Here is a 25,770-nt window from a genome sequence, read left to right as displayed (position 1 = left end):
GGGTGACAGCGAAATATGAAAATGAATCCGGAAGAGATTACTTCCATCATCAAGGAACGCATCAAGAACTATGATGTCGATCTGAACGTCAACGACGTCGGCACAGTTCTTGAGGTCGGCGACGGCATTGCGCATATCTACGGCCTCGACAAGGCGATGGCAGGCGAGCTGCTGGACTTCGGCAATGACGTCTACGGTCTTGTCCTGAACCTTGAGCAGGAGAGCGTCGGCGCGGTGCTGCTCGGCGGCGAGACCCTCATCAAGGAGGGTGACACCGTAAAGCGTACGGGACGCATCATGCAGGTGCCCGTGGGCGAGGCGATGGTCGGACGCGTCGTGGACGCACTCGGCCGCCCCATCGACGGCAAGGGCCCCATCGATACGAAGGAGTTCCGTCCGGTCGAGTCGCCGGCACCCGGCATTGCCGACCGCAAGAGCGTCCATGAGCCGCTCCAGACGGGTCTGAAGGCGATCGATGCCCTCGTTCCGATCGGCCGCGGCCAGCGCGAGCTGATCATCGGCGACCGCGGCACGGGCAAGACGGCGATTGCCGTCGATACGATCCTGAACCAGAAGGGACAGAACTGTATCTGCGTCTACGTCGCCATCGGTCAGAAGGCCTCCACCGTCGCACGCGTCGTCAAGACGCTCGAGGACGGCGGCGCGATGGACTACACGATCATCGTCGCGGCGACGGCAGCAGACTCTGCGCCGCTGCAGTACCTCGCACCGTATGCGGGCGTGGCGATGGCAGAGTACTTCATGTACAAGGGCGGTCACGCGCTCTGCGTCTATGACGACCTCTCCAAGCATGCGGCGGCGTATCGCGCCATGTCGCTCCTGCTCCGCCGTCCGCCCGGACGCGAGGCATACCCGGGCGACGTGTTCTACTTACACTCCCGCCTCCTCGAGCGCGCGGCAAAGCTCTCCGACGCACTCGGTGCAGGCTCCATCACGGCACTGCCGATCATCGAGACACTCGCGGGCGACCTCTCGGCGTACATCCCGACGAACGTCATCTCGATCACCGACGGTCAGATCATGCTGGATACCGACTCGTTTTACTCGGGCATCCGCCCGGCGATCAGCGTCGGTCTCTCGGTCTCGCGTGTCGGCGGCTCCGCCCAGATCAAGGCGATGAAGCAGGTCGCGGGCACGATGCGTCTCGACCTCGCACAGTATCGCGAGCTCGCGGCGTTCGCTCAGTTCGGCTCGGACCTTGACAAGGCGACGAAGGCACAGCTCGACCGCGGTGCCCGCATGGTTGAGACGCTGAAGCAGGCGCAGTACAGCCCGCTCTCCGTTGCGGAGCAGGTGCTCGTCATCTTTACGGCGGTGCGCGGCCATCTCGCGGACATCCCCGTCAGCAAGGTCGTCACCTTCCACACGGACTTCCTGAAGTTCATGCGCACGGCGCATCCGGAGATCGCAGCGGCGATCACGGAGATGAAGAAGCTGGACGATGGGCTCGAGGGAGACATCACGAAGGCGATCGCGGAGTTCAAGGAAACCATCTCCTACAAAGAAGCGTAAGGGGAGAGGTGACCGTATATGGCAAATTTACAGGACATCCGCCGGCGCATCCGCAGCGTCAAGAGCATCCAGCAGATCACGAACGCCATGGACATGGTCGCGACCTCGCGTCTGCGCCGTGCCAAGGAGGCGGCCAACAGCAACCGTCCCTATGCCGAAAAGACGGCTGCGGTCATCCGCAGCGTGGCGGCAGCGGCGACGGGCATCGCGCATCCGCTCCTCGAGCAGCATGAGAGCGGCAAGCGCCTCATCCTCGTCATGGCGGCGGACAAGGGGCTCGCGGGCGCATACTCCAGCAACGCACTCAAAAAGGCGATGACGCTCGTCGAGGATAAGTCCAACACGCAGATCGTCACCGTCGGGCGCAAGGCACGCGACTTCTTCAAGAACCGCAGCTTTGACATCATCAGTCAGCGCGTCGGCATCAGCGAGCGCCCGCAGGCGCGTCATGCACAGAAGATTGCGCGCACGCTCATCAGTGCGTTTGAGTCCGGTGAGATCAAAGAAGTCTACATGGTCTACACGCGTTTCGTGTCGGCCATTACCTGTGTGCCCGAGGCCGTGAAACTCCTGCCCTTTACCGCAGAGGCAGGCGAGGGACACGCACAGGCACCCTACATCTATGAGCCGAATGCCGAGGAGGTGCTCGGGGCACTGCTGCCGCAGTACCTTTTCACCACCATCTATGCGGCGCTCCTCCAGTCGGCGGCGAGCGAGCTGAGCTCACGCATGAACGCGATGAGCAACGCGACCGACAACGCCGGGGAGCTCATCGGGAAGCTCGACCTCTACTACAACAAGGTACGTCAGGCGGGCATCACGAACGAGATCAACGAGATCGTCGGCGGCGCCGAGGCACTCAAGTGACATCCATGTACGCCGCGTGCATGGAGGTAAGGAGGTTTTCCATTGGCAAAAGGTAAAGTCGTACAGGTCATCGGACCTGTCGTAGATATTGAGTTTCCGGCAGGCGAACTGCCGGAGATTCTGAACGCCATCAAGGTCAGGGGCAAGACGGCCGACCATGACATCGACCTCACGGTCGAGGTCATGCAGCACCTCGGCGACAGCGTCACGCGCTGCATCGCCATGAGCTCCACCGACGGCCTGATGCGCGGCATGGAGGCGGACGACACGGGTGCGCCGATCAGCGTGCCGGTCGGCGAGGCGACCCTCGGACGCGTCTTCAACGTCCTCGGTGAGACCGTTGACCACAATCCCGAACCCGTCGGCAATAAAGAGGTGTGGCCGATCCATCGCGCCGCCCCGAAGTTTGACGAGCAGGAGACATCGACCCAGATCCTTGAGACGGGCATCAAGGTCGTCGACCTCATCGCCCCGTACTCGCGCGGCGGAAAAGTCGGACTTTTCGGCGGTGCCGGCGTCGGCAAGACCGTTCTCATCATGGAGCTCATCCACAACATCGCGACCGAGCACGGCGGCTACTCCGTCTTTGCGGGCGTCGGCGAGCGTACGCGTGAGGGCAACGATCTCTGGTCGGAAATGACCGAGTCGGGCGTTATCGACAAGACCGCCCTCGTCTACGGCCAGATGAACGAGCCGCCTGGAGCACGTATGCGCGTCGCTCTGACGGGTCTGACGATGGCAGAGTACTTCCGCGATGTGCAGGGGCAGGACGTTCTGCTCTTCATCGACAACATCTTCCGTTTCATCCAGGCAGGTTCCGAGGTCTCGGCGCTGCTCGGACGTATGCCGTCCGCCGTTGGCTACCAGCCGACACTGACGACCGACGTCGGTGCCCTGCAGGAGCGCATCACCTCCACGAAAAAGGGCTCGATCACGTCCGTGCAGGCGGTCTACGTCCCCGCGGACGACCTCACCGACCCGGCACCGGCGGCGACATTCACCCATCTCGACGCGACGACGGTTCTTTCCCGTCAGATCGCCGAGCTCGGCATCTACCCCGCCGTTGACCCGCTGGACTCCACCTCGCGTATCCTCGACCCGCACGTCATCGGGCAGGAGCACTACGAAGTCGCGCGCGGTGTACAGGCGGTGCTCCAGAAGTACAAGGAGCTGCAGGACATCATCGCCATCCTCGGTATGGAGGAACTCTCCGACGAGGATAAGCTGACCGTCTCGCGTGCACGCAAGATCCAGCGTTTCCTCTCGCAGCCGTTCGCCGTCGCCGAGGTATTCACGGGCTCGCCCGGAAAATACGTCGCGCTGAAGGACACGATCCGCGGGTTCAAGGAAATCCTCGACGGCAAGCACGACGACCTCCCCGAGGCTGCCTTCTACATGGTCGGCGGCATCGACGAAGTCATCGAGAAGGCGAAGAAGCTCAAAGAGGAGGAATGACGGATGGCGACCATCAAGCTGGAGATCGTATCTCCCGACCGCGTGGTCTATGCCGCCGACATCGACATGCTCATCGCCCGCTCCACGGGCGGCGAGATCGGCATACTGCCGAAGCACATTCCCCTCGTCACGGGACTTGAGCCCCATGCCATGAAGATTCATGTCGACGCCAAGGAACAGCTCGTCGCTGTGGCGGGCGGCTTCATGGAGGTTACCCCCGACAAGATCACCGTACTCGCAACAGCAGCGGAGGAGCCGATCGACATCGACATCAACCGCGCCCAGCGTGCCTATGAGCGTGCGCAGGAGCGACTGCAGCGTCTGCGCGAGGATCCCGATGCACAGGCGAGCATCATCGACGAGCAGCGCGCCTCCCTCGCACTGAAACGCGCCGCAGCACGCCTGCAGACCGCGAAGACAGTGAAGCCCGGTGCATGATTCACCGGGATAGAAAAACCGCCTCAGCCATATTGGTTGGGGCGGTTTTGATTTTTATAACTGTCCAAAATGCTGATACCAAGCGAACACAATACTTTCCTTATTCGCTGCAATGCCCTTGAGCAGACGGTTTAGATCCTTTGACGGGATATTTCCATGGTTATGTGCGACCACGGGATTGCCGTCTGCCGGTATCCAAATTTTTGTCGCATTCGGGGAAGGCGCACCCTTGCAGACATGAACGTGGACAGGCTCGTTTTCCTCGCGCGACCCAAGGAAGCACTGATAAATTCAGCCGCGCCATCTTAACGCATCTTTTTTGCCCTGTCTGTGTCGACAAATCCTCCACATAGCTTTGGCTATGCGTCCGGTTTGTCTCCTTGACAGGACGAAAAAATCTGCGCAAATCTGACGGACTTCATTTTATCAGTGATTCCCCCAAAGATACGATAGCCGAATAAATCACCCCACGTCGGCAATGACTTCACCGTCCTCGCGTGCGATCTCCCAAATGAGAGAGCTGTTGTTTCTAACAAACTCGGTCAGCTTTGCGCGTTCCTCCTCGTTGAAGCCACTGTACTTTGTGCAGGTAATGCTCGGCAGCAGAAACTCCGCCGTATCAAACCCGTGCGCGTTGGCACGCTCCATGCAGACCAGAATACTCTCACCGCGCAGCGCGGAGCGGTGAATATCCGAAAACGTCGTGACAATACCGTCAATCGTGCTGTAATAGTGCTTCATGATACTCCCTCCTCATCCATAGTATACGTATGCGTGCGACTGCGGTCAATAGACAGCCGCTGTACCTTTTTGTGGACGATGCGCCGTGAATATGCTATCATAGCTCCACACATGACTGCGAAAGGAGGCATCTATGAACCTCGCGAATCACCGTACCTCCATCATCCTTGCCATCGTCTTTGCCGCACTGCTCTCCTCCTTCTGGTTCTTTCAGGACTTCGCCTTTATCGTCTTTCTCTCGCTCCTCCTGCAGATCCTCCTCCAGCCCGTCGTAGATGCGATGGAGCGGCGGCGCATCCCGCGCGGCATCGCGTCGGCGGGGGCGATCCTCCTCTTTCTCCTGCTCGTCCTCGTCCTCCTCTCCGTCCTTTCACGCTCTGTTGTCCCGTCCCTGCAGCGTTTCGTCACGGAGCTGCCGAGCATCGGGCAGGGACTCCAGCAGATGCCTCTTCTCACAGAGATGGATCTGCAGCAGGAGATGGAGAGCTTCCTCGACAAGCTGCGCAGCGTCGGCGCGGAGCTCCTGCGCGCGTCGCTCTCCTTCCTGCTTGCCGCCGTCGGCAAAATCATGGACTTCGTCATCATCATCTTCGTTTCCTTCTACCTCCTGAAGGACGGAAAGATGATCAAACGCTGGCTTGCGGGGCTCTTTCCGTATGGATCACGCGGGCGCGTCCTGAGCCTCTTTGACCGTCTGCTCCACGCTCTGCGCATCTACGTATGCAGTCAGCTTGTCATGTGTATCATCACGGGGCTTATCGTATTTCTTTACTTTGTCCTCATGGGTCTGCCGTATGGCTCCGTCTTTGCTCTGCTCTCCGGGATCAGTGAGTTCGTTCCCGTTCTTGGCCCCACCGCCGCATCCGCACTCGGCATAATCATGACCGCCTCGGCAGCCCATGACCTGACTGTGCAGACCGCACTCTTTTACCTTGCATTGACACAGATCAATCACAACATTGTCTATCCCGCCCTTGTCGGAAAGAGCCTTCACCTCCACCCCGTTGCCGTCATTCTCGGCGTCGTCTTCGGCGGTGAGATCCTCGGTGCCGCAGGAATGTTCCTCGCCGTTCCCTTCATGGTTATTGTCAAGATCGTTGTGACGGACATCTATCATGAGCAGAAAACCGAGACGCCGGAGGGGGAGGAAGAAAAGCCGTGATTGAAAATTTTTTGATGAGGCATTATGATATGAACTGTGGGAATGCAGCTTTACCCGCACAAATACAAACCGAAAGAAGCGACCTATCATGAAAAAAAGTCTTTCCAACATCCCCAAAATCGTGTGGTTTCAGCTTTTCCTGCTGGCTCTAGGCTATGCTTTTTACTCGGCCAACCGTTTGTCGTTCGGCGTCGGACTCAAAGCCGTCGCGGCGAGCATCTCACTGACCGCCGTTCAGCTCGGCACGATCGGCACGATATTTACTCTTGGGCAGGCACTTGTTGACATTCCTGCAGGCTATCTGGCAGACCGTTTTGGACGCAAGCGGATGCTTGTCATGGGGATGGTTGGGCTCGGCTGTATGACGGCTCTTGTGACGACCTCGGCGAGTTTCGCTGCTGCGGCGTTCTGGCGCTTTATGTTCGGTGTCGCAGAGGGCTGCTGGAACATCGTCATGTACTCCGTGGCGGGCTCGATTTTTCCTGCGGCACGCGCAATGCTCAACGGTCTCATGATGACCTTTTATTCGATCGGCGCGTATGTCGGCCCCGCCTACTACGGATGGAGCCTCGAGCGCACGGGAGAGTGGAGTGTCGGCCTTCAGCACATGGGCGTTGTGACCGTCATCTTCGGCCTTCTCCTCATCGTAGGACTGCGGGCGCGGTACACAGACACGTCCAAGGATGTCAAGCGCCTTCACCTGTGTGAGGCAGTGCGCACCGTCGGCTTCAACAAGGTCGTATGGCTCGCCGTGCTGATTCAGATTCTGAACATCATCCCATATTGGGGCTTCGCCTCGATGGGACCGTATCTCTTTATGACCTATAAGGGATTCAGTGCGACGGAGGCAGGGCAGTTCTTCGGCGCAATTTATGGGATCGGCGGACTAAGCGGCGTCCTTTTGGGATTCTTTGCCGATCGCTTCGGCCGGCGGCCGACGGTGCTCTTCCTCTCGGCACTTAACGCGCTCTGCGCCCTCGTCATTTTCCACATTATGCCGCAGAACTCACCGCTCCTCTACATCGTCGGTGCGATGATGGGCATCGGGCTTCATGCTGTCTATGTTCTCGGCTACACGATCGCACAGGATGGCGTCAGTCATCAGCAGATCGGGCTTGCGACCGGCATCGTCGGTGCATCGAGCTACTTCCTCTCGTTCTTTTCCGGTCCTTTGATGGGCTTTTTGACGAGTACGCTCGGCCATGCGGCGGCACTTGATATCATTGTCATTGCCTTCGAGGCGGTGCTCGTCGTCGTTGCATTCTTTATGAAGGAGACGCAGCACAGAGGGCAGGAGGAACAATCATAGCGGATCGGATCAACGGGCGGGCATGCGGCTCAGAAATGCGCTGCACCTCGTTTCTCAACAAAAAAAGCCGCCGTGCAGCTGCACGGCGGCTTTTTTTGTCGGGAAGAATATTATGCAAGCATGGAGCGGAGGAACCAGATCTGCTTTGCGTAGTTCGCGATGTGATCCTCCATGAGGTTGGCAATGCCGAAGACATCGTCCTTGTCCGCGAGGGTGCGGATCGATGCCGCCTGGTCGCGGAGGAGTTCGAGGTCGGCGAGCGTCAGCTGGAGTGCCTTCTTCTGATCGACCTTCTCATCGGCGAGCTCCTTGATCGTTGCGATCGCGAGGTAGCCCTTGAGGCTTGCAACCGGCTGTTCACCGCAGATCTTGAGGATCTCGGCGCTCTCGTCGAGCACATCCGCGAATGCGTCGTAGAGCGACTCAAGGTACTCGTGCACCGCCTTGAACTGCGAGCCAACCACGTTCCAGTGGAGGTTGTGCAGCTTGATGTAGCCGACACCGACGTTGGCGATGTAGCCGTTGAGTGCGTTTGTGATTTCCTTGTTCATAGTAATTTCCCTTTCACCTTGTTGTTCTGCAGATGCCGCAGCATCTGTTTCATATCTCATTACGTGTGTTATTATATCCCAACGTATTTTGTTTGTCAATAGTTATTATCAAATAGTTTTGCGAAAAAATATCTCTACGGTAATTTCTGCCGCAGAGATATGGAAGGTGGGGTATATGTATCTTCAATCCTTTACGTTGCGGAATGCAAGCGAGTAAAGGAGGACGACGGCAAAGCAGAGGACGGGGAGGTAGAATGCGCTGCGGATGGCGGCGATTTCAGGGGAGAATCCGCTGACGAGGCCGGTGAGTGTGCCGCCGTCGACGAGTGCACCCATCATCGGGGTGATGATCGCGCCGCCGAGGATTGCCATGATGAGTCCCGCTGCACCGAACTTCACTTCAGGACCGAGCCCGCGCAGAGCAATGCCGTAGATGGTCGGGAACATGAGGGACATGCATCCCGAGATACCGACGAGACAGTAGATGGAGATCTCGATCGGGAGGTAGATGGTCCCGAGGCAGCAGAGGATGCCGCCGAGGGCGAAGACCGCCATCATCTTTGCGGGGACGATGTACTTCATGAGCCACGTGCAGATCCAGCGGCAGCCGATGAAGAGGAAGATGGAGTAGATGTAGTAGTTCGCTGCCTCCGCCTCGATGAGGTTCATGTTCGCCATGACGTACTTGATCGTCCATGTCCAGACGGCGATCTGTACGCCGACGTAGAAGAACTGGCTGACAACGCCGAACGCATAGCGCGGGCGGGCGACGAGGCGGCGGATTGCCTCACCGACGCTCATGGTGTCGTCCGCATCGCGGTCACTGAGACCGCTGCGGTAGAAGAAGCACCAGATGATGAAGGCGATGAGGATGAGTCCGACGTAGGGGACGCAGACCCAGAACAGCTCGGTATCGCGGACGGCGGTGAGTGCCTCCGTACTCATGGCGAGGCGGTCGTCGAGCGTGGCGGGGTTCAGGTGCGCGAGGATGACATATTTCGCGAGGAAGAGCCCTGCCATGGACCCGAGCGGGTTGAACGCCTGAGCAAAGTTGAGACGGCGCACACTGGTCGACTCGTCGCCGAGGGAGAGAACGAAGGGGTTGCATGTTGTCTCGAGGACGGAGAGACCGCCCGCGAGAATGAAGATGGAGACGAGGAAGAGATTATAGCTTTGCAGAATCGCCGCCGGGATATAGCCGAAAGCGCCGATCATGTAAAACCCGAGTCCGACGAGGACACCCATGCGGTAGGAGTAACGCTTGATAATGTAGGCGGCGGGGAGTGCCAGAACGGCGTATGCGCCATAGAATGCTACCTGCACGAGAGAGGAGTCGACTGCCTTGATCATAAAGATCTTGGCAAAGGACGGGACGAGGTTGTCCGTCATGTTGTTGAGCAGTCCCCAGAGTGCAAAGCAGGAGACGAGCAGGAAGAAGTATACGCGGTACTGGTGGGGCACGACGGGGGTATCGTCCACGTCGCGCACGTCCGCCGTGAAGGCGGCAGTATCTTTGGTCATGTGAATCACCCTCTGTTCGGTTTGATCTCAGTTATTCCTCAGCGTAGTGCTTATAGCCTGGGTGGCGTCCCTTGACACCATAGTAGCTGCGTAGATCGATGAGCTTGTCGATGTTTGCACGCGAGATTTCCTTCGGTCCGCCGAGCATGTAGGCGGTGAGGTTGATCTTGGCGAACAGTTCGAGTGTCTCCATCTTGTAGTAGGCGTCAATGAGGTTCGCGCCGAGGGTCAGCGCGCCGTGGTTCTCAAGGAGTACGGCATCGTGCTCCTGGATGTAGGGCGCAATCGCCTCGGGGACTTCGTATGTGGACGGCGTGCCGTACGGCGTGATGGGGATGGAGCCGAGCGAGACGACGGTCTCGATCATGTCGTAGCGGTCAAGCGGTATGTGCGCGACGGCAAATCCAGTCGCCGTAGGCGGATGCGCGTGCACGACGGAGCGCACGTCTGCGCGGTCCTTGTAGCAGCGCAGGTGCATCTTGATCTCGGAGGAGGGGCGATAGCCCTTGTTCGCCTCAAGGATGTTGCCCTCGCGGTCGATGCGGACGAGCTTTTCGGGTGTGATAAAGCTCTTGCTGATGCCGGTCGGCGTTGCGAGCAGGGTGTCGTCGTCCAGGAGGACGGTGACGTTGCCGTCATTCGCAGCGACCCAGCCGAGCTGCCACATCTTGTGACAGACATCGCAGATGGCGTCTTTGGTTTCCTTTATATTATCCATTTCTCTCACCTTTCAGGCGTCTGTGACGACACCCTTTTGCAGTATGATGTTGGCGTACAGCGCGGATTCGCTCGTGGTGACAATGGCGTACGCCGTGCGCGCCTCATCGTAGAAGCGGAACCGCTCGATCGTGCCGACGGCTGCCGCGCCGCGCGCGTCATGCTTTGCAATGATCTCCTTGTACGTGTCCCAGATCGGTGTTTTGACGGGATCGCCTGGCATGACCTCCATGAGGCTGATCGGTTTGTCGACGTAAGGGTCGAGCGGGAACAGCGTGAGGATTGCGTCGAGGAGTTCGGGAACGCCGTGCCCGTCGGCGCGGATGACGATGCAGTCCTTACCGACCGATTCGGCGGGGAAGTTGCCGTCGCCGATGACGATGCGGTCGCTGTGTCCCATCTCGGCGAGTACCTTGAGCAGCGCGGGGGAGATGATCTTCGGGATTCCTTTCAGCATGGGGTCAGCCCCTTCCATTTTTCAAAATGTGTGTCCCATTGGTCGGTGTTCTTCGGCTCGTACGCCGTGATGTCGGAGGAGGCGCGGATGAGTGCCCGTGCCTCAGCGAGATCCTTGACCTCGCCCGCTGCAATCAGCTGCAGGGCGATATTGCCGAGGACGGTCGCCTCGATGGGTCCCGCGAGGACGGTGCGTCCGCACGCATCCGCCGTGAGCTGGGCGAGGAGCCGGCTCTGGACGCCGCCGCCGATGAGATAGATCTTGTCGTAGTGTTTGCCCGTGCAGGTCTCGATCTCCGTGAGTGCCGCGCGGTAGGAAAGGGCAAGGCTCTCGTCGATGCAGCGGACGACTTCGCCGACGGTCTCGGGGACGGGCTGTCCCGTACGCTCACACGCGGCGCGGATCCGGAGCGGCATATCGCCCGAGGGCAGGAATGCGGGATCGTCGGGGCGAATGAAGGAGCGCTGTGTGGGGGCTGCCGCCGCCATTTGCTCCAGCTCGCCGTAGGAGTATTCGTGCCCTTCGCGCATCCACTGACGGCGGCTCTCCTGAATGAGCCAGAGGCCGATGAGGTTCTTGAGGAAGGAGATCCGCGCACCGTAGCCGCCCTCGTTCGTTATGTTGCACGCGGCGGAGGTCTCGTTGATGATCGGCTCCCGCAGCTCTGTGCCGAGGAGCGACCATGTGCCGCAGGAGAGGAAGATGAAGTCCTCCTCGCCCGTGGGCACGCCCGCCATGGCACTCTGCGTGTCATGCCCCGCAACGGCGATGATCTGGGGTCTGCCCATGCCGAGCTCGGCGGACAGATCCTCCGTCATGCGCCCAATGGGCGTCGCCGTGGGAACAATGTCCGTGAGGATGTGCGCGGGCAGGTCGAGTGCGGTGAGTACCTCACGCGACCATGTGCGTCTCTGCGCATCGAGCATCTGTGTTGTGCTGGCGATGGAGTACTCGGTCTTCTTCTCCCCCGAGAGAAAGTAGTTGAGGAGATCCGGCATGAGCAGCAGCGTCTTTGCCCGTGCGAGCAGCTCGGGGCGCTGCTGCCTGAGGGCGAGCAGCTGAAACACGGTGTTGATCTCCATGATCTGATTGCCCGTGATGCGGTAGAGTTCCTCGCGTGAAATCTTTTGGAATGCCGTGCTGCTCATGCCGACGGTGCGGCGGTCGCGGTAGTGGACGGGGTTTTCGAGGAGACAGCCGTCAGCGTCCAAAAGCCCGAAGTCCACGCCCCATGTGTCTGTGCCGATGCTCGCGATGTTATGCCCGCGTGCCTTCAGCAGTCCCTGCTTCATCTCGTGAAAGAGGCGCAGGATATCCCAGTACATCGTGCGTCCAAGGTGGACGGGGTCGTTTGTGAAGCGGTGCAGTTCCTCCATGCGGATGCGGCTGCCGTCGTACGCGCCTAGGACGGCTCTGCCGCCCGAGGCTCCGAGGTCGAAGGAGAGCACATGTTTTTCCGTAGCCATGGAAGCCTCCGATGTTATTTATACATTGGCCCGTAGGCGGCACAGGCGCGATAGTCCTGTCCCTCCGCGTCCATGCCGAATGCGTTCCATGCGGCGGGGCGGAAGACATCGACGTCTGCGACGTTGTGCATGCAGACGGGGATGCGCAGGATGGAGCAGAGTGTGATGAGGTCGGCGCCGATGTGTCCGTAGCTGATCGCACCGTGGTTCGCGCCCCAGTTGTTCATCACATCGTAGGCGGAGCGGAAGGCGCCCGCACCCGTCAGACGCGGGGTGAACCAGGTGCACGGCCAGGTGTAGTCCGTGCGCTTCCAGAGCTTGTCCGAGACCTCGTCGGGCAGATTCACCGTCCAGCCCTCAACGAGCTGCAGCACGGGGCCAAGACCCTTCACGAGGTTGACGCGTACCATGGTCGCGGGCATCTCGCCGCGCGTGAGGAAACGGGAGGAGAAGCCGCCGCCGCGAAAGTAGCCGTTGTCCGCCGGACACCACTCCGTCGCATCGAGGCAGGCCTTCTGATCCTTCTCCGTCAGCTCCCAGAACGGCTTGATGACGGAATCTGCGCCGTCCTTGATCTCACCGCACGCATCGAGGCATGCTGCGCCGGAGTTGATGAGGTGGATAAAGCCCTTGCCCTCCTTGGCACGCCCCTCGAGCTCGTAGCCTGTCGCCTTTTTGACCGCCTCGGGGCTCCAGTAGGTACGCACATCGGCAAAGATCTGGGCGCGGTTCGTGAGCAGCTTGTTGAAGAGCATCGCAACGCCGTTCAGCGTGTCGTTCTCCGTGGCGAGGATGTACGGCTCGCGCGCACCGTTCCAGTCGAACGAGGAGTTCATCATCGCCTCGGCGAAATCGCCGTTCGGGTAGAAGTCCGTCCACTGGCGCTGCCCCTGGAAACCGCCTGCGATTGCGTTGTGTCCGAGGACCTCTTCCTCGCAGCCCTTCGGCAGATTCTTGTTGCCGTTGTAGAGGTCTTTGATGATGCACATCATCTTGACGACGAATTCCCACGCCTCTTCTTTCTCCTTGTCGCTCTTGCGCGCGAATTCGGGGTTCTTGTCAAAACCTTCCTTGCAGTGCTCCTTCGTCCATGCGAGAGCCTTCTTGTACTCCTCGGGATCGTAGACGCCCTCCGTCATACGGCGAATGATCTCGACCTCGTCGACGGATTCGACGCGCATGCCGAGGTACTCCTCAAAGAACTCGGGGCTGATAATCGAGCCGCCGATGCCCATGGTGATTGCGCCGATCTGGAGGTAGGACTTGCCGCGCATCGTGGCGGCAGCGATGGCAGCGCGGCCGAAGCGGAGCAGCTTCTCCACGACGTCGGCGGGGATGCCCTCGGCGTCTGCCTCCTGCACGTCATGGCCGTAGATGCCGAATGCGGGCAGCCCTTTCTGCGCGTGGCTCGCGAGGACGGAGGCGAGGTAGACCGCGCCCGGGCGCTCCGTGCCGTTGAAGCCCCAGACGCCCTTGATCGTCATCGGATCCATGTCCATCGTCTCCGAGCCGTAGCACCAGCACGGTGTGACCGTCAGCGTGATGTCTACGCCCGCACGGCGGAACTGCTCTGCGCACGCCGCCGCCTCAGGGACGCGGCCGATGGTCGAGTCGGCGATGATGACCTTCACAGGCTCGCCGTTCGAGTAGCGCAGGTTCTCCTCAAAGAGCTTCTTCGCGGCGCGTGCCATACCCATGGTCTGCTCCTCAAGTGCGCCGCGCACATCGAGAACACCGCGCCGCCCGTCAATCGTCGGACGGATGCCGATCACCGGATAACCGCCAATGCATCTTGCTTCTGCCATGATAATTTCCTCCATTTCACATGTGATTCATCGTGTTGATGAATATTTGCTTTTTTCTGTTATGTCTGTATTATAGCGTTGAACAGAGTACAGTGCTTGTGTTATACTATGTAAAAATAGAACGATTTTATCTTTTTGATAAAATGGATATAACTTGAGAAATATTACCAATAACGGTAAATGGGGAGGGATATAACGATCTTGACTAGAAATGCGACGATATTATCTTTTGTGAAATAGAGGAGAATACAATGAAACCTGCGGGATACAACGAATTCCGTACGCGCGGACGCTTTGATTTTCCGATCGAATTCCATCATGTGGACTGCTGTCACCCGCGCTTTCACATGCCCTATCACTGGCATATCGAGTACGAGATCGTCTACGTTCTGCACGGCGGGCTGACGCTTTCCCTCAACGAGGACACCGTGCAGGCGTGTGCGGGCGACATCATCTTTATCCGTGACGGCATCGTTCACGGCGGTGCGCCGCTGGATCAGGAGACCGTCTACGAGTGCATTGTATTTGATATGAAGAAACTCCTGCACGGGAGTCAATGCACGGGGGAGCGCGTGAGCAAGATCCTCGAGCATGAACTTCTCATCAATAAATACATCCCCGGCGAGACACACGATGTACCACAGATGATTGCCGCGCTCTTTACGGCGATGAAGGGGGCGCGAGAGGGGTATGAGCTGATCGTCACGGGGATGCTCTACAGCTTCATTGGTGCGGTGCTGCAGCATGGACTCTGCCACGCACCGAATGCGGCACTGCGCGAGAGCAGCCGGCGGCGTGTCATGCAGCTCAAGAAGACATTTCAGCTCATCGACGATGCCTACGATCAGCCGCTCACCCTCGGCGATCTCGCGGCAGCGGCAGGACTGACGCCGAACTATTTCTGCCGGTTTTTCCAGAAGATCACGAACCGCAGCCCCATCGACTACCTGAATCATTACCGCATCGAGGCGGCGTGCATCCGCCTCGCGCGCAGTGGAGAGAGCATCACGGAGATTGCGCTTGCGACGGGGTTCAACGACATCAGCTACTTCATTAAGACGTTCCGAAAGTATAAGGGCATTTCACCGCTGAAGTATCAGAAGGCAAATTCTGCTTGACAAACAGCATATTTTATATATAATACATAGCAATAAAATATGTTATATCGTTTTGGCTGAGAGGGGAATCGCCATGAGTGAGCAGAAATATCATTTTGAGACCTTGCAGGTGCGCGTCGGACAGGAGGAAGCCGATCCCGTGACGGATGCGCGCGCTGTGCCGATTTATCAGACGACCTCGTACGTCTTCCACAATGCGCAGCACGCTGCCGACCGTTTCGCGCTCAAGGATCCGGGCAATATCTACGGGCGGCTCATGAATCCGACACAGGATGTCTTTGAAAAGCGCATCGCGGCGCTTGAGGGCGGCACGGCGGCCCTCGCCTTTGCCTCGGGGGCAGCGGCGATCACGGCGACGATCCAGGCACTTGCCCATCAGGGCGATCATGTCGTCGCGCAGCAGAGCATCTACGGCGGTACGTACAACTTGCTCGCGCACACGGCGAAGGACTGGGGCATCGACGTGACCTTCGTCGAGCCGCGGGCGGGCGCGCAGGGCTTCGCCGACGCCATCCGCCCGAACACGAAATGCGTCTTCATCGAGACCGTCGGCAACCCGAACGCCGATCTCGTGGACATCGAGGCCGTCGCACAGGCGGCACATGCGCAGGGCGTACCCGTTGTTATCGACAATACCTTTGCGACGCCGTACCTCCTGCGCCCGATCGAGCACGGCGCGGATATCGTCGTGCACTCCGCAACGAAATTCATCGGCGGGCACGGCTCCAGCCTCGGCGGCGTCATTGTCGAGGGCGGCACCTTCGACTGGAAGGCATCGGGACGCTTCCCGCACCTCACGCAGCCGAACGAGAGCTATCACGGCGTGAACTTCGTCGAGGCACTCGGCCCCGTCGCTTTCGTCACGTACATCCGTGCCCTCCTCCTGCGTGACACGGGCGCGGCGATCGCTCCGTTCAACGCATTCCTCTTCCTGCAGGGGCTTGAGACACTCTCCCTGCGCGTCGAGCGGCACGTGTCGAACGCACTGAAAATCGTGGACTTCCTCGCGAAGCATCCGAAGGTCGAGCGCGTCAATCACCCCTCGCTCCCGCACCATCCCGATCACGCCATCTACGAGCGTTACTTCCTGCAGGGCGGCATATCGATCTTCACCTTTGACATCGCGGGCGGTCAGGAGGCGGCATTCCGCTTCATCGATCATCTGAAACTCTTCTCGCTCCTCGCGAACGTCGCTGACGTGAAGTCGCTCGTCATCCATCCCGCGACCACCACGCACTCCCAGATGAACGACGCCGAGCTTGCGGCATCCGGCATCGGCAGAGGCACGATCCGTCTCTCCGTCGGCATCGAGCACATCGACGATCTCCTTGCCGACCTCACGACGGCATTCGATGCGGTCTGAGTCGTTCTTCTGTAAAAGTAAAACCTCTGCGCGAAGGCTTTCCGTCGTGCAGAGGTTTTTGTGTTGGGTGTCATCCATTTTGCCTGTTTGTGTCGATGCTTCACTGGGACATCCATCATTTTGATACACTGATCGTCGCTCCGTATGAGCTCTGTTGGAAAAGTTTTTAATGTTTTTCGCAAAATTTTGTATATGATAGAAGGATTTTCCGCATTTACGTCGAAAGCGTCCTAGAGTACCTATATGTGGATGCTTCGAATTTCTGACCGGGCACCACGCGGTATGGACGCGCAGTACCTCATCGGTGATGGGGATGCCCTTAGGGGAAGGAGGGCGGCGATGTTTTCGGAGATACGGCTTTCTGCACTCATTCTCACCGTCCTCATCAGTGTTGCCCTCGTGGTAGGGCTGATCCACTATGCTCCGCCGCTGACGCAGACGTACTACTGGCGACTCGGCGGACTGATCGCGGGCGCGGGGCTGCTCGTCACCCTCTTTGACCGCTTGATGGCGGCGCGGGCGCGGCGGCGTGCGGCAAAGAATCCACCGCTCTCCTTTGAGGAGGGACAGACCGCCATGCCCGCTGCGGCAGAGGCCATGACGGAGCGTCCGTCCGTCTCCGTCTTCCCGGCAAAGGCAGCTGCCATGCCCAAAGCCCTGCCCCAACCGGCGGGAAAGAAATCGGCGGCAAAAAAGAAAAAGACAAAGGCACACGCGGAGAAGAACGCAGCGAAGCCGGTTCCACCCCTCGCGGCAGTACTGCCTTTGGCGGCAGAACCGCCCCCAGTGGCGGCACCGCCCGCGAAGAGTCCACCGCCAGCTCCCTCGCCGGCAGAACACCTGCCGGATGGGCTCGATGCGCTGCTCGACATCGCCTATGTGTCGGCAGAGCCTGCGCCTGAGCGCGCCGTCGCCGCCTACCGAAAGGCACTCGCACGGTACCCGCAGGACTCCTACATGCCATATCTCATCATCGAGCTCTCCACACTCTACAAGCGTCTGGGGAACTACGACGAGGCGCTTCACCTCTTTGACGAGGCGCTCGCACTGCCTATCATTGCAAAGAACGCCGTCATGGTGCAGGAGTTTCGACACTCCCGCCGCACCCTGCACGCCGTTTCGGATATGCTCCGCGCGCGGGGAACCCCTGCGCTCCCCTTCGGCGAGGTGCCGGAGGACGTGCTGGCGGAGGCTGACCGACAGGCGGGCAATCACACCTGACATTTTATTAAAATGGAGGAATAAATATGAAGAAAAGCGTTGACATCCTTGGACTTCCCGTCATCAGCATCACAGAGGGGCGCGAGCTCGGCATGAGCAAGACCCTCCTCATTGATGCGCCGAACCGCATCGTGGCAGCGATCACGATTGAGGACGAGGACTGGTATCGCGGAGTCAAGCTCATCCCCTATGATAACGTGATTGCCGTCGGCGATGATGCCGTCACCATCAACAACAGTGAGAACATCCTCACGCTCGATGCGGCGGGAGATTTTGAAACCCTGCTCGACGACAACATTCGCGTCATCGGCACGAAGGCGATCACGCGCACGGGTGTCATTCAGGGCAATATCACAGAGATCTACATCGGTGACGACGGCAGCATCGAGAAATGCGAGATCACTGCGCCTGAGGGGTCAACCTCCGAGGTCACGGCAGATCAGGTCGCGATCTTCGGTAAGGAAGTTACGGTCATCTCACCGGAGGGCGATGCAGGAAAAAAATCTGACACAGCGTCTGCACCGGCGGCACCCGCTGTGACATCCCCTGCAGCAGAGCCCGCTGCGGCTGAGCCGGTCGAGGAGACCGCCCCTGCGGAGGAGACGCCTGCCGAAGAGCCGGCTGCTCCAGAGGAGACGGCTGCCCCCGAGGCACCGGCAGAGGAGCCCGCACCTGCCGCAGAGGAGCCTGCCCCTGAGGCATCGGCAGAGGACGAGGCCAAGGACGCAGAGCGCGCGAACGAGGATCGTCACCGCCGCTTCCTCCTCGGCAAGAAGGCGACGCGCACCATCAAGATGGACAACGGCGTCGTCATCGTCGAGGCGGGCGCGGACATCACCGAGGAAGTCCTCCAGAAGGCCAAACTCGGCAACAAGTTCATCGAGCTCTCGATGAGCGCACAGTAAGTACAACAGAATAAGGGGAGCTGACAGCAGTCAGCTGAGAGGGGATTATGCGTCCCGACCCATAACCTGATTTGGATAATGCCAACGTAGGGATATATGTGCAGATAGCGCGGCTATGTCAGTTGGCATAGCTGCGTTTTTTGATTCTTTAAGCCTGCCCCACATGCGGGGAAGGAGGACTATGCGCAGCATGGTGGAAAGGGTACATGGATAGGAGGTTCCCATGGACAAGCGTACAAGCATCCCTGCAAATGCACTGATCTGGTTCGGTGCGGGTGTTTCACTGGCGGAGATTTTAACAGGTACATTCTTTGCACCGCTCGGCTTTTGCGACGGCGGGATTGCCATTGTGGTCGGACATATCATCGGCTGTGCGCTGCTTTTCCTCGCGGGGCTGATTGGCGCACGCACACGCCGCAGTGCGATGGAGACGGTCAAGATGGCGTTCGGGGCGTGCGGCGGGCTGCTCTTTGCCGTGCTCAACGTCATGCAGATCATCGGTTGAACGAGCATCATGATCTACGACGGAGCACTCTCGGCAAACTCCATGATGGATGTGGGACATTGGCTCTGGTGCTTTGTCATCGGCGTGCTGATTATCGTTTGGATTCGGATTGGCATCCTGCGCATCGAGCGCGTGAACGCCGTTGCCATGACGGGACTGTTTTTGCTCACCGTGCTCCTCTGCTCCGTTATCATGGGGGGGACGGCGGAGTCCTCTGCAGCAGGTGAGGCGATGAGTTTTGCGATGGCACTCGAGCTCTCGATTGCGATGCCGCTCTCGTGGCTGCCGCTCATCTCGGACTACACGCGCGAGGCGGAGAAGCCCGTCGCCGCTGCCGCCGTGAGTGCGCTCGTCTACGGGCTCGTCAGCTGCTGGATGTACTTCATCGGCATGGGGGCGGCGATTCTCACGGGCGAGAGTGACATCGCACAGATCATGCTGCACGCAGGACTTGGCGTAGCGGGGCTCGGTGTTGTCATCCTCTCGACCGTCACCACAACGTATCTCGATGCGTACTCGGCGGGGGTCTCAAGCGAGAGCATCGTGCGCTCTGTCTCGGGGCGCACCGTCGGCATCGGCGTGACTGCGCTCGGTGCGGTTGCGGCATCGCTCTACCCGATGGACGACATCACAGGTTTCCTCTACATCATCGGCTCGGTCTTTGCACCGATGATCGCTGTCCAGATCGCGAGTTACTTCCTCCTGCACGAAGATGCGGCGGGACGCTCTGTCCACAGGGTCAACCTCGCCGTCTGGTTCATCGGCTTCCTCTGCTACCGCTGGCTCATGACACTCGACACCCCCGTTGGCAGTACCCTCCCGACCATGGCGATCACGCTTTTGCTTGCGCTCGCTGCGCATCGGGCGATGGGAAAACGGGCGGAGTGAGAGGGGGAATGGCGAAGAGGGCGGTGCGCTGCCCAAAAGCGAACCCTAGTGAAGCAAGAGCGAAAAGCGTGCGGTATGGCCCCGGCGGATTTCTTTCGTTCAAGCGAAGCGCGTTTAAGAAGTCCGCCGGTATTTGAGCATACAAGCACGCGGGCGATTGCGTAACTAAGCGTTCGCGTTGGGCACGCATCCCCTCCTCAATGAAAGGAAAATATAAATGCCTACATCAACCCTCAACCAAATCCGCGCGGCATCCCCGCTCATCCACTGCATCACCAACTATGTCACCGTCAACGACGTTGCAAACGTCTTGCTCGCCATTGGTGCGCGTCCCATCATGGCGGACGATCCGGAGGAGGTGGAGGAGATCACCGCCCTCTGCGCGGGACTCTGCCTCAACATCGGCACACTCAACGCGCGTACCATCCCGAGCATGATTGCGGCGGGCAAACGTGCCCGCGCTCTCGGACATCCCGTCGTACTCGACCCCGTCGGCGCGGGCGCAAGCAGACTGCGCACGGCGACCGCGCTTCGCATTCTGGACGAGGTGCAGCCCACCGTCATTCGCGGGAATATCTCAGAGGTGCGAACGCTTGCCGTCGGGAGCGGTGCGACACAGGGCGTTGATGCGAACGCGGCGGATGCCGTCATCGAGGAGACTCTTGCGGCGACGGCGGACTTCCTGCGCGGCTTTGCGGCACGCACGGAGGCAATCATTGCCGTCACAGGGGCAATCGACCTTGTGACGGACGGTGTGACTACGTACGTCGTCCGCAGCGGACGCGCGGAGATGGGACGGGTCACGGGCACGGGCTGTCAGCTCTCCGCCCTACTTGCGGCGGCTCTCGCTGTTGAGCCTCTGGAACCCCTCGCGGCAGTCGCCGAGACCGTTGCACTTATGGGCGTTGCAGGGGAGATCGCATGGGCGCAGATGGGGGAGTGCGATGGAAACGCGACCTATCGGACGCGCATCATTGATGCCATTTATCGCATGACGGGCGAAGGACTCGCTGCGCGAATGAACATCAAAAAAACCTAGATCCGTCTCGCGACGGGAGGAGGAGAATCACTCGTCAGGGTGGTGGAAGGGGCGCTCTATAGTAAGGAGAGTATTATGCTTGATTCAAAAAACCGCAAACTCACCCTCGCCGGCATCCTCGTTGCCGTTGCCGTGCTCGGCGGACTGTTCAGCATCCCTGTGCTCGGCAGCCGCTGTGCTCCTGTCCAGCATCTCGTCAACATCCTCGCCGCCGTCTTTCTCGGTCCTCTCTGGGGCATCGGCGTCGCCTTCGCCGCGAGCCTCCTCAGGAACATCGCAGGGCTCGGCAGCCTCATGGCATTCCCCGGCAGCATGATCGGTGCGCTCTCATGCGGGCTTGCCTACCACTATACGAAGCGCCTCGGCATCACCTGCATCGCCGAGGCACTCGGCACGGGGATTATCGGCGCACTTGCCGCCTATCCCGTCGCTGCCCTCCTCATGGGGCTGAACCCCACGAGCTACACCGTCTACATCGTCCCCTTCCTCCTCTCCACAGGCGCGGGCAGTCTCCTCGCCTACATCCTTCTGCGCGTCCTGCTGCCAAAGCTGCGGCGGGATTGAATACCTTGTATGTCGATTCGCTGCGCGATATTCTGTTTCTAGGAGGTGAAGAGAAGAATATGAAAAAAATAATTTTACTGATTGCCTGCATCGGCGCGTTAGCGGCTGTTTTCCTCTTGCCGTTCATCCAGAGCTCGATGGGGAAGACGGATTTTATACGGGAGGTGCTCGCTAAAAATGATGGATTTGCCGCAGAGGGCAGCGGGACGACCGGCGGGGCTGCTGCCGTAGAGGACAATATTTTTCGCGTGACCAATAGACAGGAGTTTATTGCCGCATTGGGGAATCGAAAGAACACAGAACCTAGGATTTTGATGATTTACGGTACGATCGACTTCGATACGGATGCGGATGGCAAGCGCCTGACGAAGGAAGATTATATGGCGGAGGGCTATGATTTTCAGCAATATCTGGAATCGCATGCGCCGCATAGTAATGCGCCGCAAAGCCGAAAAGAAGAGCAGGAGGCAAAAAGAAAACAATCTCAAAAAAATCAGGAAAAAAACATCATGGTTCATGTCCCCGCCAATACGAGCATCATTGGGATTGAACATGCGAAATTAAAGGGCGTGGATTTAGTCCTCGACGCGGATAACGTTATCATCCGAAATATTATGTTTGAGTCCCCGTATGATTATTTCCCGTCGTGGGATCCAAACGACGGGCCGGAAGGCAGCTGGAATTCTCAGTATGACAGCGTTACGATCCGCGGCGGCACGCATATTTGGATCGATCATTGCCATTTCGAGGATGGGCAGCAGCCGACGGAAACGTATTTTCATCGTGAATACGAGCATCGGGACGGTTTGGTCGATATCGTAAATCAGGCGGACGACATCACGATGTCATACAATGTTTTTGAACGGCATAATAAAGCGATTTTGATCGGGAACAGCGATGCAAAAACGGCGGATGACGGGAAACTGAATGTGACGCTGCATCATAACTACTTCCATAATTTGGTTCAGCGTGCACCGAGAGTGAGATTTGGCAAGGTTCACGTGTATAATAATTACTACCAAACGGACGATGAAAACGGCGCATACCGTTATGCGTATTCGTTGGGCGTCGGAAAAAACTCGAAAATATATGCCGAAAATAATGTCGCGGATATCGACGGAAGGACGTATCAAGATTTTGTCAAAGTATTTGGCGGCACGGAGTTTACCGCGGTCAATAATATCTTCAACGACGAGAAAATCGATGCATTTAACGAGCATTTATCCCCGGTCGCGTGGGCGCCCGAGCGATACATAAAAATCGACGATGTGAGTGCGGTGAAAGAAAAAGTTTTACAGCATGCGGGCGTGCTAAAAAATGAAGATTAATTTGTTCCGATTGGAATATAACCTGCCCCCCAAAAGGCCGATCTTCTCATCTAACCTTTGGAGGGCAGGGCATAAAACTTCGTGCGGCAGCCTCGATTGCCGGCCCATTCTCAGAGTCGGATGCGCTCGATATGCTCCATATCGATGGTGACAACCGCTGTGTCGAGCGAGATTTCGTAGAGGATGAGGTCGTCGCCGACAGCATCAATGGTCTCCTGATAGCGTGGGATCTTTGCGGCAAAGAGTGCCGCGAGATCGTAGACGGTGCGCGCAGACTTCACGGCGCGTCCGCTCGCGCGGACGTGTTCGTTTGTGCCGTTGTGCGGAACGGTAGTGAATGCAATATTCGGATTTGCCGCGATCTCGACGACCTTCTCGTTGTCTTTGAACGTGGCGAAGTAGACGCAGTGTTCCTCGGGGGCATAGTAGAAGTTCACAATGCGGACATGCGGCAGCCCGTCCGTCGTTGTTGCGAGCGCGATCTCGCGCTGTTCGCGCATGATGCGCTCAAATTCGTCCCGTAGATTCATCTCATTCACCTCTTTGATGATGATGCAATATTCTTCGTTTGAAAGATATGAAAAGAAACGCCATCGGTCATGTTTGCCGATGGCGTTTCCGCTTTTGCGAAAAAATTCATGCTTCCTTTTTCCCGCTCAGCACGACTTTGCTGAAGAGGACGAGAACGCCGAGGAAGACGAGGAGCCCGAGCATCTCGGCAGTGCCGGCAAAGTCGGCGCCGACGACGGCGAGAGGGCTTTCGCTGCCGCCGTTCGAGACGGAGACGACGATGATGCCTGCCAGGAGGACGCCGATGATGGATTCGCCGACGATGAGCCCTGAGGCAAACAGCGTGCCGCGCCGCAGTCCTACCAGCTCTTCATCCTCGCCGTGCGTTTGACGCAGGCGGCGGTTGAGGAAGTAGCCGAGGACCGCACCGACGATGAGCGGTGTCTGGATGACGGGCGGGAGGTAGATGCCCATGCCGACGGCGAGCGGCGGCATGGCGAGGTTCTTCGTCGAGCGGCGCAGGAAGAGGTCGATGAGGACGAGGACAATGCCGACCCCAATGCCGATGTAGATATACTCCCATGCAAGTTTTTGCGAGAAGATGCCCTGTGCGATGGTCGTCATGAGCACCGCCTGCGGGGCGGCGAGTGCCTGCGCGGGATCCATGCCGGCACGCGGCAGTGCGCCCGAGAAGCCGTACGCCTCATAGAGGAGGTTGAGCACGGGGGCGATGACGAGCGCGCCGATCACGCAGCCAATGAGGAGCGCGACCTGCTGACGCCACGGCGTTGCGCCGACGAGATAACCGGTCTTGAGGTCCTGCATGTTGTCATTCGAGATGCAGGCGATCGCGAGAATGATCGACGTGGTAAAGATGGCAGTCGCCGTCGCGAATTTCTCACCGCCCGGCAGCGTGAAGATGCCGAACATAGAGCAAAGGGAGTACATGACGAGCGACGCGACGATGATGCCGAGGATGCCGATGCCCGAGATCGGGCTGGAGGATGTGCCGACGAGACCTGCCATATAGGCGCAGGCGGCGGCAACGAAGAAGCCCATGAGGACGGCGACGCCGACGCCGACGAGGGTGAAGATGACTTTCTGACTGCCCGGGATCTGCTCGGGGCTGACAAAGGCGTAGAAGATCGCGAGCAGTCCGATGACGGTGACGGCAAAGACAAGGCCGACGCTCTTCATCGTCATATCGATGTCCATGCGGTGCAGACCGCGCTCTGCGCTGTCTGCGCGTGCGCCTGCGATGGACTCCTTTACGCCGTCAATGACGGGGCGTGCGAGGCAGAGCAGCGTCCAGATGGCGGCGACGCCCATTGCGCCGGCGCCGATGAGGCGCACCTTCTGCTGATAGACGGCACCCGCGAATTTCTGCAGGGTCATGCCGTCGGGGAGTGCACCGGTGATGGTGAAATAGGGGACAAAGCCCGCCCACGCGATGGCGATACCGATCAGCATCGCGAGTCCACTCGTGATGCCGATGAGATAGCCCGCACCGACGAGTGCCGACGAGTAGCCGAGCGGGAACTGGGTCATGCCGCGCCCGACGTGGAACCATGCGGAGAGACTGCCGCCGAGCACCTGCAGACCGTTCGTGAGGAAAGCGATCACGCCCGCAACGGCACTGCCCGAGAGAATCTCCTTCAGTCCAGAGCCGTGCTGCTCGCGGTTGTCGTCGTGCGAGCCGACCTTTAGGATCTCTGCCGCAGCAACGCCCTCCGGGTAGGCGAGGTCGCTGTGGACGACCATCGCGCGCCGCAGCGGTATGGTGAAGAGGACCCCGAGGCAGCCGCCGCAGGCAGAGACGACGAGCGTCTGCCAGAACTCAAAGTCCTGCCAGTAGCCGATCATGAGCATGCCCGGGATAATGAAGATGATGGCGGACAGCGTACCTGCTGCCGATGCCTGTGTCTGCACCATGTTGTTCTCGAGGATGTTTGCATCCTTTGCCATCTTGAGCACCGCCATCGAGATGACCGCCGCCGGAATGGCGGAGGAGAACGTCAGACCGACCTTGAGGCCGAGGTAGACGTTTGATGCGGTAAAGATGATGGTGAGGATTGCGCCGAGGATCATGCCGCGCACCGTCAGCTCAGGGAGCCGCAGTTCGTGCTGCATGAACTCGTTTTCGGAGTGTGTCATGCCAATACCACCTTACTCAATGAAAAATGAAAAACATCTGTATTATAGCACGTAAATCAAAAATAGCAAAAATAACATAGCAATGAGTGCTGATTCGGGACGTGTATGCGTCTGACACTATCGGCGGCACGTGCAGAGGGCAGAACAAAACCG

The 25,770-nt window shown here is 58.9% G+C and carries 23 protein-coding genes, 1 pseudogene and 1 riboswitch; of the genes and pseudogenes, 14 read left to right on the top strand and 10 right to left on the bottom strand.

Annotated features, from left to right (window positions below; all coding sequences use genetic code 11):
* The first annotated feature begins 15 nt into the window (after window positions 1-15).
* The 4 genes from atpA to HMPREF9166_RS07230 are packed head-to-tail and all read left to right on the top strand — an operon-like array spanning window position 16 to window position 4,293.
* On the top strand, window positions 16-1,533 hold the full coding sequence (gene atpA, locus HMPREF9166_RS07245) for a F0F1 ATP synthase subunit alpha (protein WP_009753343.1): 1,518 nt from the start codon (window positions 16-18) through the stop codon (window positions 1,531-1,533).
* 18 nt (window positions 1,534-1,551) lie between these two features.
* The gene (atpG, locus tag HMPREF9166_RS07240; RefSeq protein WP_006690450.1) at window positions 1,552-2,400 is read left to right on the top strand and encodes an ATP synthase F1 subunit gamma; all 849 of its coding nucleotides are present in this window, start codon (window positions 1,552-1,554) and stop codon (window positions 2,398-2,400) included.
* Between the two features lie 42 nt (window positions 2,401-2,442).
* A complete protein-coding gene (gene atpD, locus HMPREF9166_RS07235) occupies window positions 2,443-3,855 on the top strand; it encodes a F0F1 ATP synthase subunit beta (RefSeq protein WP_006690449.1) in 1,413 nt (470 codons plus the stop codon).
* Window positions 3,856-3,858: 3 nt separating this feature from the next.
* Complete coding sequence (locus HMPREF9166_RS07230; RefSeq protein ID WP_009753342.1) at window positions 3,859-4,293, top strand: F0F1 ATP synthase subunit epsilon; 435 nt, start codon at window positions 3,859-3,861, stop codon at window positions 4,291-4,293.
* 54 nt (window positions 4,294-4,347) lie between these two features.
* Here the strand turns inward: HMPREF9166_RS07230 and HMPREF9166_RS12080 are convergent, their stop codons facing one another.
* Window positions 4,348-4,584, bottom strand: coding sequence for a DUF4160 domain-containing protein (locus HMPREF9166_RS12080; protein ID WP_071586085.1), 237 nt, complete (start codon window positions 4,582-4,584; stop codon window positions 4,348-4,350).
* 171 nt (window positions 4,585-4,755) lie between these two features.
* On the bottom strand, window positions 4,756-5,034 hold the full coding sequence (locus tag HMPREF9166_RS07225) for a hypothetical protein (RefSeq protein ID WP_009753340.1): 279 nt from the start codon (window positions 5,032-5,034) through the stop codon (window positions 4,756-4,758).
* Window positions 5,035-5,167: 133 nt separating this feature from the next.
* On the opposite strand from HMPREF9166_RS07225, the gene HMPREF9166_RS07220 reads away from it, so the two are divergent.
* Together HMPREF9166_RS07220 and HMPREF9166_RS07215 are read left to right on the top strand one after the other, a co-directional pair.
* Window positions 5,168-6,196: an AI-2E family transporter gene (locus tag HMPREF9166_RS07220; protein ID WP_009753339.1), complete on the top strand. Its 1,029-nt coding sequence runs from the start codon at window positions 5,168-5,170 to the stop codon at window positions 6,194-6,196.
* A gap of 88 nt (window positions 6,197-6,284) precedes the next feature.
* Window positions 6,285-7,505: an MFS transporter gene (locus HMPREF9166_RS07215; RefSeq protein WP_009753338.1), complete on the top strand. Its 1,221-nt coding sequence runs from the start codon at window positions 6,285-6,287 to the stop codon at window positions 7,503-7,505.
* 110 nt (window positions 7,506-7,615) lie between these two features.
* Here the strand turns inward: HMPREF9166_RS07215 and HMPREF9166_RS07210 are convergent, their stop codons facing one another.
* The 6 genes from HMPREF9166_RS07210 to HMPREF9166_RS07185 all read right to left on the bottom strand — a co-directional run bounded on the left by HMPREF9166_RS07210 (window position 7,616) and on the right by HMPREF9166_RS07185 (window position 14,022).
* Entirely contained in the window at window positions 7,616-8,056 is a 441-nt protein-coding gene (locus tag HMPREF9166_RS07210) for a DNA starvation/stationary phase protection protein (protein ID WP_039981183.1), read from the bottom strand.
* A 183-nt stretch (window positions 8,057-8,239) separates the two neighbouring features.
* Window positions 8,240-9,577: an L-fucose:H+ symporter permease gene (gene fucP, locus HMPREF9166_RS07205; RefSeq protein WP_009753336.1), complete on the bottom strand. Its 1,338-nt coding sequence runs from the start codon at window positions 9,575-9,577 to the stop codon at window positions 8,240-8,242.
* A 31-nt stretch (window positions 9,578-9,608) separates the two neighbouring features.
* Window positions 9,609-10,295, bottom strand: coding sequence for a class II aldolase/adducin family protein (locus HMPREF9166_RS07200; protein ID WP_009753335.1), 687 nt, complete (start codon window positions 10,293-10,295; stop codon window positions 9,609-9,611).
* A 12-nt stretch (window positions 10,296-10,307) separates the two neighbouring features.
* The gene (locus tag HMPREF9166_RS07195) at window positions 10,308-10,751 is read right to left on the bottom strand and encodes an RbsD/FucU family protein (protein WP_009753334.1); all 444 of its coding nucleotides are present in this window, start codon (window positions 10,749-10,751) and stop codon (window positions 10,308-10,310) included.
* Window positions 10,745-12,217, bottom strand: coding sequence for a rhamnulokinase family protein (locus HMPREF9166_RS07190; RefSeq protein WP_009753333.1), 1,473 nt, complete (start codon window positions 12,215-12,217; stop codon window positions 10,745-10,747). Before HMPREF9166_RS07190 ends, HMPREF9166_RS07195 begins: the two co-directional genes overlap by 7 nt.
* A 14-nt stretch (window positions 12,218-12,231) precedes the next feature.
* Window positions 12,232-14,022: an L-fucose isomerase gene (locus tag HMPREF9166_RS07185; protein WP_039981181.1), complete on the bottom strand. Its 1,791-nt coding sequence runs from the start codon at window positions 14,020-14,022 to the stop codon at window positions 12,232-12,234.
* 251 nt (window positions 14,023-14,273) lie between these two features.
* Between HMPREF9166_RS07185 and HMPREF9166_RS07180 the strand changes: the two genes are divergently transcribed.
* The 8 genes and pseudogenes from HMPREF9166_RS07180 to HMPREF9166_RS07145 all read left to right on the top strand — a co-directional run bounded on the left by HMPREF9166_RS07180 (window position 14,274) and on the right by HMPREF9166_RS07145 (window position 22,953).
* On the top strand, window positions 14,274-15,140 hold the full coding sequence (locus tag HMPREF9166_RS07180; RefSeq protein WP_009753331.1) for an AraC family transcriptional regulator: 867 nt from the start codon (window positions 14,274-14,276) through the stop codon (window positions 15,138-15,140).
* Window positions 15,141-15,213: 73 nt separating this feature from the next.
* The gene (locus HMPREF9166_RS07175; RefSeq protein WP_009753330.1) at window positions 15,214-16,503 is read left to right on the top strand and encodes an O-acetylhomoserine aminocarboxypropyltransferase/cysteine synthase family protein; all 1,290 of its coding nucleotides are present in this window, start codon (window positions 15,214-15,216) and stop codon (window positions 16,501-16,503) included.
* 339 nt (window positions 16,504-16,842) lie between these two features.
* Window positions 16,843-17,724 carry a tol-pal system YbgF family protein gene (locus tag HMPREF9166_RS07170; RefSeq protein ID WP_039981180.1) on the top strand — a complete coding sequence of 294 codons (882 nt, stop codon included), beginning with the start codon at window positions 16,843-16,845 and terminating at the stop codon, window positions 17,722-17,724.
* A gap of 26 nt (window positions 17,725-17,750) precedes the next feature.
* A complete protein-coding gene (locus HMPREF9166_RS07165; RefSeq protein ID WP_009753328.1) occupies window positions 17,751-18,629 on the top strand; it encodes a PRC-barrel domain-containing protein in 879 nt (292 codons plus the stop codon).
* Between the two features lie 3 nt (window positions 18,630-18,632).
* Window positions 18,633-18,739: riboswitch (TPP riboswitch) on the top strand.
* Window positions 18,740-18,852: 113 nt separating this feature from the next.
* Window positions 18,853-20,022, top strand: a pseudogene (gene cytX / locus HMPREF9166_RS07160) (putative hydroxymethylpyrimidine transporter CytX).
* A 217-nt stretch (window positions 20,023-20,239) separates the two neighbouring features.
* On the top strand, window positions 20,240-21,061 hold the full coding sequence (gene thiM / locus HMPREF9166_RS07155; protein WP_009753325.1) for a hydroxyethylthiazole kinase: 822 nt from the start codon (window positions 20,240-20,242) through the stop codon (window positions 21,059-21,061).
* Between the two features lie 75 nt (window positions 21,062-21,136).
* Window positions 21,137-21,625 carry an energy coupling factor transporter S component ThiW gene (gene thiW, locus HMPREF9166_RS07150; RefSeq protein ID WP_039981178.1) on the top strand — a complete coding sequence of 163 codons (489 nt, stop codon included), beginning with the start codon at window positions 21,137-21,139 and terminating at the stop codon, window positions 21,623-21,625.
* A 59-nt stretch (window positions 21,626-21,684) separates the two neighbouring features.
* Entirely contained in the window at window positions 21,685-22,953 is a 1,269-nt protein-coding gene (locus HMPREF9166_RS07145) for a polysaccharide lyase family 1 protein (protein WP_039981177.1), read from the top strand.
* 110 nt (window positions 22,954-23,063) lie between these two features.
* Here HMPREF9166_RS07145 and HMPREF9166_RS07140 read toward each other — a convergent pair whose 3' ends face one another.
* Window positions 23,064-23,483: a pyridoxamine 5'-phosphate oxidase family protein gene (locus HMPREF9166_RS07140; protein ID WP_039981176.1), complete on the bottom strand. Its 420-nt coding sequence runs from the start codon at window positions 23,481-23,483 to the stop codon at window positions 23,064-23,066.
* A gap of 106 nt (window positions 23,484-23,589) precedes the next feature.
* On the bottom strand, window positions 23,590-25,617 hold the full coding sequence (locus tag HMPREF9166_RS07135) for an OPT family oligopeptide transporter (protein WP_009753321.1): 2,028 nt from the start codon (window positions 25,615-25,617) through the stop codon (window positions 23,590-23,592).
* Between the last annotated feature and the right edge of the window lie 153 nt (window positions 25,618-25,770).

This window comes from Selenomonas sp. oral taxon 149 str. 67H29BP (genome assembly GCF_000146365.1).
Classification (GTDB): Bacteria; Bacillota; Negativicutes; order Selenomonadales; family Selenomonadaceae; genus Centipeda; species Centipeda felix.
Note: the sequence above shows the minus strand (reverse complement) of the source record. Positions and strands in the feature narration are given on the sequence as shown.

Coding starts and splice junctions, on each gene's coding strand:
- atpA (WP_009753343.1), top strand. CDS start 16: ATGAAAATGAATCCGGAAGAGATTACTTCCATCATCAAGGAACGCATC.
- atpG (WP_006690450.1), top strand. CDS start 1,552: ATGGCAAATTTACAGGACATCCGCCGGCGCATCCGCAGCGTCAAGAGC.
- HMPREF9166_RS07230 (WP_009753342.1), top strand. CDS start 3,859: ATGGCGACCATCAAGCTGGAGATCGTATCTCCCGACCGCGTGGTCTAT.
- HMPREF9166_RS07225 (WP_009753340.1), bottom strand. CDS start 5,034: ATGAAGCACTATTACAGCACGATTGACGGTATTGTCACGACGTTTTCG.
- HMPREF9166_RS07220 (WP_009753339.1), top strand. CDS start 5,168: ATGAACCTCGCGAATCACCGTACCTCCATCATCCTTGCCATCGTCTTT.
- HMPREF9166_RS07215 (WP_009753338.1), top strand. CDS start 6,285: ATGAAAAAAAGTCTTTCCAACATCCCCAAAATCGTGTGGTTTCAGCTT.
- HMPREF9166_RS07210 (WP_039981183.1), bottom strand. CDS start 8,056: ATGAACAAGGAAATCACAAACGCACTCAACGGCTACATCGCCAACGTC.
- fucP (WP_009753336.1), bottom strand. CDS start 9,577: ATGACCAAAGATACTGCCGCCTTCACGGCGGACGTGCGCGACGTGGAC.
- HMPREF9166_RS07200 (WP_009753335.1), bottom strand. CDS start 10,295: ATGGATAATATAAAGGAAACCAAAGACGCCATCTGCGATGTCTGTCAC.
- HMPREF9166_RS07195 (WP_009753334.1), bottom strand. CDS start 10,751: ATGCTGAAAGGAATCCCGAAGATCATCTCCCCCGCGCTGCTCAAGGTA.
- HMPREF9166_RS07190 (WP_009753333.1), bottom strand. CDS start 12,217: ATGGCTACGGAAAAACATGTGCTCTCCTTCGACCTCGGAGCCTCGGGC.
- HMPREF9166_RS07185 (WP_039981181.1), bottom strand. CDS start 14,022: ATGGCAGAAGCAAGATGCATTGGCGGTTATCCGGTGATCGGCATCCGT.
- HMPREF9166_RS07180 (WP_009753331.1), top strand. CDS start 14,274: ATGAAACCTGCGGGATACAACGAATTCCGTACGCGCGGACGCTTTGAT.
- HMPREF9166_RS07175 (WP_009753330.1), top strand. CDS start 15,214: ATGAGTGAGCAGAAATATCATTTTGAGACCTTGCAGGTGCGCGTCGGA.
- HMPREF9166_RS07170 (WP_039981180.1), top strand. CDS start 16,843: ATGTTTTCGGAGATACGGCTTTCTGCACTCATTCTCACCGTCCTCATC.
- HMPREF9166_RS07165 (WP_009753328.1), top strand. CDS start 17,751: ATGAAGAAAAGCGTTGACATCCTTGGACTTCCCGTCATCAGCATCACA.
- thiM (WP_009753325.1), top strand. CDS start 20,240: ATGCCTACATCAACCCTCAACCAAATCCGCGCGGCATCCCCGCTCATC.
- thiW (WP_039981178.1), top strand. CDS start 21,137: ATGCTTGATTCAAAAAACCGCAAACTCACCCTCGCCGGCATCCTCGTT.
- HMPREF9166_RS07145 (WP_039981177.1), top strand. CDS start 21,685: ATGAAAAAAATAATTTTACTGATTGCCTGCATCGGCGCGTTAGCGGCT.
- HMPREF9166_RS07140 (WP_039981176.1), bottom strand. CDS start 23,483: ATGAATCTACGGGACGAATTTGAGCGCATCATGCGCGAACAGCGCGAG.
- HMPREF9166_RS07135 (WP_009753321.1), bottom strand. CDS start 25,617: ATGACACACTCCGAAAACGAGTTCATGCAGCACGAACTGCGGCTCCCT.